This window comes from Paenibacillus hunanensis, from assembly GCF_014645615.1.
In the GTDB taxonomy this organism is placed as follows: domain Bacteria; phylum Bacillota; class Bacilli; order Paenibacillales; family Paenibacillaceae; genus Saccharibacillus; species Saccharibacillus hunanensis.
In genome coordinates this window covers 523,349-536,281 of the sequence record NZ_BMMB01000001.1, presented here as the reverse complement: position 1 = coordinate 536,281, position 12,933 = coordinate 523,349, and the positions used below count along the sequence as shown (strand labels likewise).

11 protein-coding genes are annotated in these 12,933 nt (G+C 47.3%); 8 read left to right on the top strand and 3 right to left on the bottom strand.

Annotated elements, in window-relative coordinates; genetic code table 11:
• Positions 1 to 137 precede the first annotated feature (137 nt).
• The 5 genes from IEX62_RS02280 (at position 138) to IEX62_RS02260 (ending at position 4,352) form a co-directional block, all read left to right on the top strand.
• On the top strand, positions 138 to 887 hold the full coding sequence (locus IEX62_RS02280) for a response regulator transcription factor (protein WP_188773774.1): 750 nt from the start codon (positions 138 to 140) through the stop codon (positions 885 to 887).
• Positions 884 to 2,245 carry a sensor histidine kinase gene (locus IEX62_RS02275; protein WP_188773773.1) on the top strand — a complete coding sequence of 454 codons (1,362 nt, stop codon included), beginning with the start codon at positions 884 to 886 and terminating at the stop codon, positions 2,243 to 2,245. The genes IEX62_RS02280 and IEX62_RS02275 overlap by 4 nt, the downstream gene beginning before the upstream one ends.
• A 127-nt stretch (positions 2,246 to 2,372) precedes the next feature.
• A complete protein-coding gene (locus IEX62_RS02270) occupies positions 2,373 to 2,669 on the top strand; it encodes a SunI/YnzG family protein (RefSeq protein ID WP_188773772.1) in 297 nt (98 codons plus the stop codon).
• Between the two features lie 350 nt (positions 2,670 to 3,019).
• The gene (gene speD / locus IEX62_RS02265) at positions 3,020 to 3,826 is read left to right on the top strand and encodes an adenosylmethionine decarboxylase (RefSeq protein ID WP_188773771.1); all 807 of its coding nucleotides are present in this window, start codon (positions 3,020 to 3,022) and stop codon (positions 3,824 to 3,826) included.
• 13 nt (positions 3,827 to 3,839) lie between these two features.
• Positions 3,840 to 4,352, top strand: coding sequence for a DUF6985 domain-containing protein (locus IEX62_RS02260; RefSeq protein WP_188773770.1), 513 nt, complete (start codon positions 3,840 to 3,842; stop codon positions 4,350 to 4,352).
• Positions 4,353 to 4,666: 314 nt separating this feature from the next.
• On the opposite strand, the gene IEX62_RS02255 is transcribed toward IEX62_RS02260, so the two are convergent.
• Positions 4,667 to 5,329 (bottom strand): cyclodeaminase/cyclohydrolase family protein, encoded by a 663-nt coding sequence (locus IEX62_RS02255; RefSeq protein WP_188773769.1) that lies wholly within the window; start codon positions 5,327 to 5,329, stop codon positions 4,667 to 4,669.
• Positions 5,330 to 5,942: 613 nt separating this feature from the next.
• On the opposite strand from IEX62_RS02255, the gene IEX62_RS02250 reads away from it, so the two are divergent.
• The 3 genes from IEX62_RS02250 to IEX62_RS02240 all read left to right on the top strand — a co-directional run bounded on the left by IEX62_RS02250 (position 5,943) and on the right by IEX62_RS02240 (position 10,003).
• Entirely contained in the window at positions 5,943 to 6,707 is a 765-nt protein-coding gene (locus tag IEX62_RS02250) for a class I SAM-dependent methyltransferase (RefSeq protein WP_188773768.1), read from the top strand.
• A gap of 54 nt (positions 6,708 to 6,761) precedes the next feature.
• Positions 6,762 to 7,757 (top strand): Gfo/Idh/MocA family protein, encoded by a 996-nt coding sequence (locus tag IEX62_RS02245; protein ID WP_188773767.1) that lies wholly within the window; start codon positions 6,762 to 6,764, stop codon positions 7,755 to 7,757.
• Between the two features lie 149 nt (positions 7,758 to 7,906).
• Positions 7,907 to 10,003: a YheC/YheD family protein gene (locus tag IEX62_RS02240; protein WP_188773766.1), complete on the top strand. Its 2,097-nt coding sequence runs from the start codon at positions 7,907 to 7,909 to the stop codon at positions 10,001 to 10,003.
• Between the two features lie 218 nt (positions 10,004 to 10,221).
• Here the strand turns inward: IEX62_RS02240 and IEX62_RS02235 are convergent, their stop codons facing one another.
• The gene (locus tag IEX62_RS02235; RefSeq protein WP_188773765.1) at positions 10,222 to 12,105 is read right to left on the bottom strand and encodes an S-layer homology domain-containing protein; all 1,884 of its coding nucleotides are present in this window, start codon (positions 12,103 to 12,105) and stop codon (positions 10,222 to 10,224) included.
• 328 nt (positions 12,106 to 12,433) lie between these two features.
• A complete protein-coding gene (locus IEX62_RS02230) occupies positions 12,434 to 12,871 on the bottom strand; it encodes an HD domain-containing protein (protein WP_188773764.1) in 438 nt (145 codons plus the stop codon).
• Between the last annotated feature and the right edge of the window lie 62 nt (positions 12,872 to 12,933).

Here is a 12,933-nt window from a genome sequence, read left to right as displayed (position 1 = left end):
ATTCCGTCTTTTTGTTTCTATCGCTAGATTTCTGCTATTACCGTATTTTCTTTGTAAAGAATGCTTTGAAATGCACCCACTGCGTCTGCTACATTAGAGAAGTACTATGTCATTTATAAAATAGAGGTGGACAAGCCATGACCCGGATTTTTGTCGTTGATGATGATCCTTATATTGCCCAGCTAATTACGGGGTATTTACGCAAAGAGCAGTATGAGGTAACAGCCTTCGGGCACGGACGTGATCTCGTTGAGCAGGTTCACGCCGAGCATCCAGACTGCCTCATTCTCGATATTATGCTACCAGGTATCGATGGATTGACCCTATTGACGGAGCTTCGCACGTTTACAGAGATGCCGATTATTATTATCTCGGCTCGCGGTGAGGAAGTCGATCGGCTGAATGGACTGGAGCTGGGCTGTAATGATTTTCTAAGTAAGCCCTTCAATCCACGAGAGCTGGTAGCACGTGTCAAAAGTATGCTGCGACTGATTCGCAGTAGCCGGATCGCTGTTGGTGGCGAGACGGGTGTGATCGAGCAGGTTGGCGTAGCTGGTAATGCCTCAGCAGCACCAGCGATTGCCTATATTAAAGCAGGAAATGTACAGCTATCCGAGGAATTCCGGCGTGTGAATGTGCAGGGACAGGAGCTGTCGCTGACCGGACGTGAATTTGAATTGCTGCTGTTTTTGGCGCAGCATCTGGATCGCCCGTTTAGCCGTGAGCAATTGATTCAGCAGGTATGGAATTACGACTTTTTTGGCGAGGTTCGTGTCGTCGATGATCTGGTCAAACGGATTCGCAAAAAGCTGTCTCAGCAGCATTCTACCCTGACGATCGATACGGTCTGGGGATTTGGTTATAAGGCGGCGGTACACACATCATGAAGACGATTCGCAGCAAAATGCTGGTGGCGCTATTTGCAGGTATGCTGGTGACAGTGGCGATTACTGTATTCTTTTTCATTCGCTTGCTTGACGATATTTTACTGAATCAGGTGAAGCAGCAGTTGAAGGATCAGACGATCAAGGCTGTGCATATGCTGAACGAGGACAATCTGGACACACTGGACAGTGATAGCTTCCGCTTCTTTATTAAGGATACGCTGTTTTATGCGGATTATTTTGTCCTGGATACGAAGGATCAGATCGTTGCATCCAGTAATGCGGGAGAAATGGGCAAGACGATGGCGAACTTTCCGACTCAGCGCGAGGGTATTATGCAGCTCCATGGCAACAAGGTGCTGTATAGTGAGGCTCGGTTAGTGCATCAGCCCTTCCGTGTGATCCTGTATTCTCCACTTTCCTCTCTGCGCGCGCTATATATCCCCTTGCTGCGGACTACATTACTGTCGATTGCAGCCAGCTTTATCGTTATTTTGCTGATCGGTCTGTTCGCCGTCTGGCGCACTGTACAGCCGCTCAATCGTTTAAAGGAAGCGGTCAATCAGTATGAACCGCATCTGATGAATCGGCAAGCCTTTTTACAGGCGGATCATACCGAGATTGGCGAGTTGATGAGTACATTTCAGCTTATGGCCGATCGGCTGGAGCAGCATCATCGGTATCAGCTGGAATTTCTACAAAATGTATCCCATGAGCTGAAAACACCATTGATGTCGATTCAGGGCTATGTGTATGCGATTCAGGATCAGGTGATGCCAGTGGAGCAGGGATTGGATATCATCTCCACGCAATCCCAGCGCCTTACCGATATGGTGGGCAAGCTTCTACAGCTGACTCGGCTGGAAAGTGTGGATGAGGAATGGCCGCTCGCCTCGGTTGATCTAAAAAGTATGGCGGAGGAAGCAGTCTATCTGCTGCAACCCGCAGCACGTCAGCAGGGCGTTGAGCTACAGGCGCATGGCTCGTCTCATACGGTCGAGATTGCTGGCGAGCAGCTTTTTCAAATTTTGCTTAATTTGCTACAAAATGCGATTCGCCATTGTGACTCCACCATCCACATTACTGTGCAGCTACCCGAAGAATCGAATACCGGCATCGACTGGATGATACACATTGATGATGATGGGCCTGGACTCGCAGAAGGAGAGCGTGAGCATATTTTCAGACGCTTTTATACAGGGACAAACGGTGTGACCGGGCTCGGTCTTGCGATCAGTAAACAGATTGCAACACGCCTTCATGCTGATCTGACCTATGCGGATTCACCACTTGGCGGTGCACGCTTTAGCATCGTACACTACATTCCTGAGCCGAATGCTAGCAATGCAAAAGGTGCTTGACACGCCCTACAGGTTGGGTAATCTAATGATATAGAGACTGTTCATGATTGTTTAGACGCCGGGCGAATAAGCAGTAATGAAGCAGTCTCTATTTATTTCAGCGTGACTACGCAAAGGAGGAATGGATATGTCTGGTATCAAGATTGCCCGTGACGACGATCAACTGATCATCGATTGGCAGCAATCCAAGCTGGAGATCCCTCTGAATGAAGCTGTCTACGTAACGCTGGATCAAGAATATCCTATGCTGGATTGCCATCCCGCTCTGCTCAAAACGCCTTATGGCACTCGCGAGCGTGTGATGATTCAAACTGGTACGGATACGTATCTGCTGCTAAACGGCGATCGTATTACCGTACTGAACAAATCGCGTCTTCAGGATCAAGCGCAGGAGCGTCGTTCTTCACAGCTTCAGCCATCCTGATCATATTGATAGCGTACTGTTGTCCATGCTGGAGCATCGTCCTGCAATAGCGCTCATGCCAGCCCTCTGCCCGGCGGGGCTGTCATGCAGCGTTGCGGGTATTCGTCTGCCCTGTAGCCAGCCTCCATCTGTCGTTACCCGGGCGCTTATACATAAATTAAAAGCCTGATACCGTCACCTTGCCCTTCACACAGGAGCGAAACATGACAGATTCGAAATGAACCTGTATTGTTTTTGTAGAGGGTTATCGGGTAAAGGTATAGCAAATGAGTTGCCTGATATGCTTGTCCACGTCTATTGCAATCACCATGTACATTTACGTATTCCATCGAATGATAGGAGGAAATGCTATGGGACTGACCAGACAAGAGCGCATTCAACTGCATAACTTCAATAATCTGACCAAATCACTCAGCTTCAATATGTACGATATTTGCTACACACGCACACGTGAGGAACGAGAAGCCTATATTGCTTATATTGATGAGCAATACAATGCAGATCGATTAAGCAAAATTTTGACCAATGTGTCCGATATTATCGGTGCGCATGTGCTGAATATTGCCAAGCAGGATTACGAGCCACAGGGAGCCAGCGTAACGATGCTGATCTCCGAAGAGCCTGTCGAGACAGCACCAAATGCCTCCTTTGAGGAATCACCCGGGCCGCTGCCTGAGCATGTGCTGATCCATCTGGATAAAAGTCATATTACGGTGCATACGTATCCTGAATATCATCCAGACGAGGGCATTAGCACATTCCGTGCCGATATTGATGTGTCCACCTGCGGCGAGATCTCACCGCTCAAAGCACTGAACTTTATGATCCATTCGTTTGATACAGACATTATGACGATTGACTATCTGGTGCGAGGGTTTACACGGGATATTAAAGGGAACAAGCTGTTTATCGACCACGATATTAGCTCCATTCAGAATTTTATTCCCGATGAAGTGAAGGATCTGTATCATATGATTGATGTGAATATTTATCAAGAGAACATTTTCCATACGAAGTGTAAACGAAAAGAATTCGATCTGGATAACTATCTGTTCGGCTATAGGAGCGATTCGTTATCTGAAGAAGAACAGCAGCATATTACCGATCGTTTGACACGAGAGATGAACGAGATTTATTATGCTAAAAACATGGGCTAAGGAGTGACCAGCGTTGCCGTCTACATTATTAAAAAATATTATCGAAGAACAAGGCTGTCTGAGCGCCGTCTTCGACAGCACTTTATTTAAAAAGCCCATTCCCGTGCATGGCATTGAGTCAGAGGTTTCACTAACCTATATGGAGCGCTGCGCACAGGCATTTAACACATTGAGCCCAGCAGTACTACAGCAGCTCTATCAATGTAGCTACGATTATTATATCGATTGCTGCGAGTGGTCGGATGAGGTGCTGCCGACGATTGAACGACCGGAGGATATTTTGCAATATCTCTCTCCACTCAGCATGCAGGTTCCAGCCTTTCCAGCAGAATACAATGCAGAAACGGCTGCACCGATCATCCATCTGCATATGGATTGTGATTGGGAAATTGAACACGGCATGGGCTGGCTCATTCGTGGAGAGGATATTTTGTATGTAAGCAGCTGTGATGGGCTCCCGGAATGGAAGGATGAAGAGTATTATCGCAATTTAGAAGGTAATTTTGCATTTGGCAATACGCTGTAAGCTTGATAGTATACAGCCTTGTTAGATCTCTGCTACAACATAAAGCCGCTGATGCATCACAGCTATTGTAACTAGCTATGATGCATCAGCGGCTTCTATTCATATGGCCTTATTTTAATGAAAAGTGTGTGCAGTCCTCATACTCGTTAGACATCAAGAAAATCAACTGAATAAAATGATAGCAATCGCTGCGCATTAACGTCCAGGCTTCGGTTCGCATTTCATACAGATGATCGATCCTGTAATTAGAGAACTAGCATATAATCTATAGAAGCTAGCCATCATACCGAATCACGAATGCACCATCTGCTACTTCAAGCATCTTCATGAATGCGGCGCTGCACCTGATCCAGTAGCTCCATCTTGCGATCGGTAATTTTGTTCATTAATACCCTCGAATGACCCGCATAAGCCTGCTTGAGATCATCGTCTTTTAACGTGACCAGATTAATATTAACTGTTAACAAGGAGCTATGGGCTGCTGCTTCAAACAGAATGATGCCGATACCTATATCCGATAGCACGGTACGATTGCATACTTCAATTAACGGTGCCGCGCTGTACATCCCGTACAGACAGCATTCCATTAAGCGTAGCGGCGTATCAATCGACTGAATTCGTGTCTCATAGATCGTCAGTCTTCGTTCTTCCTGCTGCTCTGGCGTGAGCTTGGGCAAACTCAGCGCCTCGATATACTGACCAAAAGCTTCAATATCCTCTGCCATCAACCATTCACATGCAGTCGAAATATATTCCATATCTTGCAGAGCCTGCGCGACATGCTGCTGGATCTGCTCATAACCTTCGCCCTGTGAAAAGTTTGCCGTCATCGAGGTCATTGCCGCACCCAGTGCAGCGACGATGGAAGCAACACTGCCTCCACCCGGTGTAGGCTCCGAGCGTGCCAGCTGTTCCATGATCCGCCGAAGCGGCTCGTCCCATGAAACAGTATTCAATTCCGCTTGTTCTACCTTCATGTGAGTTCCCTCCTCTGACAGGCATTATTCCATTATTACCCACTTACCAGCAGCTTGCTATCGTTAAAACGTCGGTTGGTATATTTATTTTACAACTACTCTTCACATAACACTATGTCCAAAATGGCTGAATAGATGCGCAATATCTAACTTTCTAACTTGAGAAGCTTTTCTTTTCTAACGCAAAATCGCAATCGTACCTATTTATACGCAGCAAGCTTCAATTTCGATTATGACATCCAGAATATTATGGATAGATAGCGTATATTTCCCGGCTACATAACGAAATATAGCAACAAAAAAGGAAACGTTAACAAATAACACTTTGTCAGTCGCCTGCACACTCAGGTATAATAAATAGCGACTTCACTTTTTAGGGAAGACAGGCTTCGTCACAAGCAGGAAAACGATATCTACAGGAACTGTTTATATTCTGATGATCAGGAGAGACCATGATGCATAAGCAAGCTCTTCCTTTTTCCACACATCCTATATGACAACGCTGTTCAGCAGCTGGTAATGCTGCGATTCAACGAGGACCTCCCGAACGCTAGCGATTCGCGCTATGCGTTTAAAATGTAGCTTTCCAATCTTGTACAGGGGGTTTTCTTGAATGAGTGTATATCCGATTGAATTTACACAGTATTTTGCCGATTATGAGCAGAGCTTTGCTGGCTGGGATTTTGCATGGGTTCATGATACAGGACGTATTGACAGTGAACCACTCGACTGGTCTTATGTCAGTTTATTAACAAGCCAGATGGCGAGTGCCAACTGTATGCTGGATATGGGCACAGGTGGCGGCGAGCTGCTATCGATGCTACGTCCGCTTCCCAGACAGGTATTTGCCACAGAAGCGTATACACCGAATGTGCCGATTGCACGCAAACGTCTGGAGCCACTGGGCATCACCGTAGCGGCATTGGAGCGAGATGATGATCTTCCCTTTACAGAGGGTCAGTTTGATCTCGTTATTAATCGTCATGAGTCATATGATCCTGCTGAGCTATGGCGGATTATGAAGCCCGGGGCACGATTAATCACCCAGCAGGTTGGCGGTACGGATTGCACAGGCATTAATGATGCACTCGGTGCGCCGTATAATGATGAATTTCGTCATTGGACGCTGGCATTTGCCGTAGAGCAGCTACAGAAGCAAGGTTTTCGTATTATACGCCAGCAGGAGCAATTCCCGATTCAGCGCTTCTACGATATCGGTGCTCTAATCTATTATTTAAAAGCAATTGAGTGGCAAATCCCCGGATTTGAGCCTGCCCTGTATATCGAGCAGCTATACTCCATTCATTTGCATATTGCATCGCATGGCTATTTTGATGTCAGACAGGATCGATTTTTACTGATCGCTGAACGAGGCTAACGCATCATAAGCGAGCGATGAATTCTAATCAATTGACTAGGAAAGGGCGATGGTATGGTCCGCTTTGGTATTATTGGCACAAACTTTATCACAGAACGTTTTATTGAAGCCGCAAAACGTAATGACGATTTTGAACTGACTGCTCTCTATTCACGCACAGAAGAACGCGCACAGCAGTTTGGACAAAAGCATGATATTCCACATCTGTTCACCGAGCTACAGGATATGCTGGATAGCGGTCATGTCGACGCCGTGTATATTGCCAGCCCGAACTCACTGCATGCCGAGCAAGCGATTCAATGTATGGATCATGGTAAGCATGTATTATGTGAGAAGCCGCTTGCTTCCAACACTGCCGAAGTGAAGGCGATGATCGAGGCTGCACAGCGCAATGGGGTGACATTGATGGAGGCGATCAAGTCGGTGCTGATGCCGAATCTGCGTGCACTCCAGCAAAGTCTGCCAAAGCTCGGTCAGGTTCGACGCTATTTTGCGAATTATTGTCAGTATTCCTCCCGTTATGATGCGTACAAGGAAGGCAATGTACAAAATGCGTTCCGTCCAGAGTTTTCCAATGGCTCACTGATGGATCTGGGTGTGTATTGCCTGTATCCGCTAGCAGTTATGTTTGGTCGTCCCAATGCGGTGAAAGCAACCGGTGTAATGCTGGAATCCGGTGTGGATGGCGAAGGTAGCATTGTCGCTTCTTACGACGATATGGATGCGGTCGTGATGTATTCCAAAATCACTGACTCCTCTCTCCCATCCGAAATTCAGGGTGAGCTGGGTAGCATTCGTATCGATAAGATCAGCGAGCCAAATCAGATCGTGATGACGTATCGTGGAGGCTATACAGAGGATCTACATGTGACTCAATATGAGCCACCGATGTATTATGAGATTCGCGAATTTCTTGATCTGATCGCCGAGGGTCGTCAGCAATCGGAGATCGCTTCCTGGGAAAGCTCACTGATCGCCGCAGAGATGATGGAGGAAGCCCGTAAGCAGCTAGGACTTGTCTTCCCTGCGGATAGCAAGGCTACGCTGTAAGCTAGTTCTGCTATAGGCTCGCTCTATTCTGCTCCAATCGAATCCTGTAATATTTATTTCATCTGTCATGCGATCCACATTCCATTCGGGACGTTCTGTCCCGGATGGTTTATTATTATGACTACCTATTTTATAAAAGGAGGATGTCGATGACAGACATAGGGATCTACCACGCGGCTCATCCGTTAAACGTAGTACCACCTACTCGTATTCAGGCTCTGGTCGAAGCAGCAAGGAAGCTCGATGTGCGTTTGCTTCTTTTTGATGAAGCTAGCTTCAATTCGCAGCAGCTGACTATTCAGGCGATGGTTCCCAATCCAGACCTGTCGGATAACTGGCTGGTGGAAACTCACCCACTTCCTGATGTCGTGATCAATGAAATGCCCAAGCTTCCCCATGAACGCTCTCCTCTCGAACAAAAGCTCAATCGCCTCGTCACCTTCACCTCCTATTCTATTCATGGTAAATTGCGCATTCAAAATGAACTGAAGAAGTCGACTACGTGGTCTTCTCTCATCATTCCTACGATCATTTATGCAGGCATGGAAAGTCTGCTGAATATGCTGGAACAGGAAAAGGACGTGATTCTCAAGCCCGATCACGGTCGTCAGGGTAAGCAGATTGCACGGATTACAGCGACTGACGATCAGTACTTTATCTGGCGCTTGGAGGATACGATACAGCGTGTTTCAGTAGCTGAATTGCAGCAGCTCATCCAATCCTTGACCGGAGAGCAGACGTTTCTCGTCCAGCGCTATATTGATAGCACGAATGATGCGCGTCAGCCCTTTGATTGCCGAATTCATGTACAGCGCGATGAACAGGGTGAATTTGTCATTACACGTATCTATATTCGCTATGGTGAGCAGGATCGTGTGACTAGCAATCTGGAGCAGGGTGGTCAGACGGCAGAATGGACAGACTGGCTTCGCCGCTATCGACCCGAGTCCGCTGAGCAAGCGATCCAGCACTTGCCTGCAACCGGTATTCAGCTGGCGGATGCGATTGATGAGCTTTACGATTACAATCTGGATGAGCTAGGTCTGGATCTAGCTGTAGACCCATCTGGCAAATGGTGGTTCTATGAAGCCAATACCGCTCCGCAGACGAGAGAGCATGAAGCAGAACGGGCGATCCATACGATTGGCTATGCTCGTTATCTTGCTCATCGGCATCATATACTGGAGCAGGTGCCTGAGCTGAATACGGAGCAGACGATCATCGGATTGCTGGCGATTCCGTCAGCTGAGGAAAGTGAAGAGATTTTTGTAGAGGCTTGCTCAGCAGTTGCTCGTCTGCATGACGCGATAGTTGTGCGGATGCGTGCTGAGGATGTCTTTTACAAACAGCAGCGTATGCTCGGTTATGTATGGGAACATTCCGAATGGGTCGCGTACTCATGCCCTTATCCAGATGTGCTATTGGATCGGTTGAAAAAGCGCGGCATTGCCGCTTATTCGCGATTTTACAATGAACTTACACATATCCCTGCTACGCATGAGCTGAAAAGCGGCTCGATGAGCAAAATGCATATTTATCGCTTATTGCTGGAAGCACCGGAGCATGTTCGTTCAGCACTGATTCCATTTTATGAGTCTCATCTGCCTGGACAGGTGCTTTCGTTTATCGATCGGCATGAGGAAACGGTGTTAAAGCCGGATGCGGGATCGCATGGACAGCATATTTTTAATATTACGCGACTGAAGGACAGCTATGAGGTGTTCGACCAATCGTATCTGCACACGCTCGAAGCAGAGCAGCTTCGTCAGCTTGTGGCGATGACGATTGGACAGGGCTATATTTTACAGCGGTTTGTGAATAGCTCGACGGGTGAAGGCTACCCGTTTCATCTGCGCACCCATATGATGAAGCAAGTCGATGGGAGCTGGGAGGTTGTGTTTATCCAGCCCTATATCGCCGTCTCGACCTATCGTAAGGTGACGAATCATGAGCAAACCTTACGCTTATCCACCAAGTGGAGCTGGTTTTTAAGTGCAGAGTATGGAGAAGCGCTTGATGGAAATATGGATCGCAGAGTACGCGAGCTCGCTATAGCGATTGCGACGTATCTGGAGCCACGCTTGAATAAACGTTTTCCTGAGATGGCGATCGATCTAGGTATTGATAAGGAGCAAAATGTCTGGCTGTTTGAAGCGAACTTCAATCGAATCGGCAATTCCTTCCACCCATTCGAGGTTGCCAAATACACGATTCCATTTGCGGTATCGCTGGTGAATCGATCGTAAGCATTAGCCTAATTTATACACAAAAAAAGGAGCAGACGTCTAATCGACGCTCTGCTCCTTTTACTGTTGTCTATTGATCCTGCTGTACAAGCATAACTATGCCAGGCTAGCTTGCCCATCACTTTATATAGCCTACGAATATGGGTACTCCAGCGTTGCTCTGTTGCCGGACTCACCTAGTGCCAGGCTTTCAAAATAATGAAATGAAGCCTGTACGATTAGTCGACCAGCTTCGTGCTTTTCAGCCAGTCTACCAGCGTCTGAGCACCTTCGCTTTCACTCATATCCGGCTGTGCAGTCAACGATGCACTACCTGATGAACGGATACCGGTATCATTACCCTGTGCAAGTGCCTGCTGCAATTCATCCTGTGCCCATTTGCTTGAGGAGCTACCTGTTGCTGTGTTTGTAGCGGAAGCACCGTCTTCACTCAGTCCATAAGCCGCAGCGGCACGAGTCAAAATAACCGCCAGCTGCTCTCTGCTGATCACACGATCCGGTGCAAATTCCGTATTGCTAATTCCCTTCAGTACGCCTGCCTTGAACAGTGCTTCGATCGCACGGCTCTCCTCCGAAGCGGTACCTAGATCAGTGAAGGTGCTTCCGGTAACCGTCGCTGTATTCACACCGAGCGCACGCGATAAATACAGGGCAAGCTCACCACGGGTTAACGAGCCATCTGTAGCTTGAGGCGCACGATCTACTGTAGGGACAATTTGCTTTTGCTCCAGTAACTGCATCGCTGGGGAACTACTGCTTGTTACTGGCGCAGCGGCTTTAACAATTTGTACGGTACTGCCTTCCAGTGTATGCACAGTCGCCTGCCCTTGATCATCAAACGTTACAGGTACCGTATACGTATGCCCGGCTGCATCTGTTGCAAGTGCTACATAGCTACTGGTATCGCCTGTTGCTTCTGGCACAAGGAAGCTGAGCTTCACATAACGATTTGCATACGTAGCTGGTGAGATATTGCTGCCAGCATCAGCAACATTAAGATTCAGCTGATATGCGGTGTTAACTACTGGACGGATTGGTGTGCCGTTCCAGTCGGTTGCGGCTGGTGCTGCCACCTTTTGCGCGGTCAATGTCCATGTGGCTGCATCGTTTGTGCTCAGATTTTGCTGCTGTGTCACACGACTCAGCACAGAAGATGGGAGCTGTACCTTGATATCTCCAGTTTGCAGCGTCAGACCATTTTGCTTGCTCAGCAGATCCTGTACAACATTGCCTGCAAAATTCAATTGATACTGCTGTTTATCCTTCAAAATGCTCGCGTCAATCGCGATGCTTTGCTTTGGCTGAGCTTCTTTGATTGTATTAGCAATACGGTCATAAAGCACGTTCAGTACGGCATTTTGCTCTGTGCTTGTGGCGGACAGTGTTGCTACACCACGTGTGCGTCCACTCGTATTGCTGGATGGGCTCTGGTTGTTGTCGGTGTGTACCGCATCGATCGTAATATCGCCATTCGTTGCTGGAGCAGCTGGCTGTGAAGGCTGTACCTCTGGCTGCGCTGGTGTAACGGTTGTGGACGATTGATTTTTATCCTTGTCCTTATCTTTATCTTTTTCAACGACAAAGGTAACCGTCGCTGGTTCAGAGCTTAGATTATGCGAATCGATTGCTCGATACGCGAATGTATAGGTTCCTGCTTCATAGCCGATATATGTGAATTCTCCAGTTTGTGCATCAAGTGTTAATGTGCCGTTGGCCGGTTGGCTTACGAGTTGATAAGATAACGAATCATTGGCGTCCTGATCAGTAGCCTGCACTTTACCTGCGAAGATAGCGGATCTTTTGATCACAAAGTTCAAGCTCTGTGCGATGGGTGCGGAGCCACTTTCACCCGAAGTCAGTGTAGAGGATTGTCCTTTAAAAAACTTCTGTTGAAAATAAGCAATCGAATCGCCCTGATACACTTCTGGCGCGCCTTGATTAATCTGATAAGAGGTTGGTGTGGAGGCTGCGCTACCTGACGTATTACCATCTGCTAATGTCAATCCCGGTGCAGCGACAAGCCCTGTTGCCAGAATCGATGTTCCTGCGAAATGAATCACCTTTTTGGCATTTGATGCTTCTTTTATTTTTTTAACCATCATCTATAACCCCTTCAAAGGACATATTTCAATATACTTGGAGAAACAAGTATTTAACTACTTATCGGTTACATAATTCAGTTTGGTTAGATGTATTTTGACGATTATTGTCGATTCCCTTACTTTATCTAGCTATTTCTGTAACACCTGTTATATTTTATTGTTTGCTGCATATGTATGGCTTATTATCGCTGCGCTGGGGATGTTCTTTTATATGGAAATGAACAGTATAAAAAACGACTGCCTTGTGATGGCAGTCGTTTTGCATCGCTTTTCTTATTGATTGTTTTCTTTGCTGCTTATCGTGCGTTTCTTGCTTTATATCCCCTACTTAATTCGATTCCTGCGCCTCTGTCATTAGCTCATCCAATGCGCGTCCATATTTGCTTAAACGCTCCATATCCTTCACCGATGGCTCCAGGTTGCGGGATGGGTCCATATTATCCTCGATATCTGCCATTTTCACCGTGCGTGCAATCGAGTTCTGCTTGGCACGCTGGATAAAGGCTTCATAATCCTCATCGTCACGTCGGCTCATCGCCTGCACCGCCTCGATGATCTCCTCTGAAAAACCTTCTGCTGCCAGATCATGTGCCGTTACCTCGGTATCCTCCAGTACATCATGCAACACAGCTACGATGCGCGCTTCCTCATTGCTCATTTTCAGCATCACTCGTAATGGATGTAAAATGTACGGTTGCCCTGCCCGATCGACCTGACCGGAGTGGGCGCGTGTTGCCAGAATAATCGCTCGATCCAGATTGCTCATCTTGCTCTCTCCCCTCATTTGGATATTACGTTGTCGCCCAGCCTGTACTGTTCTGCTTGAGC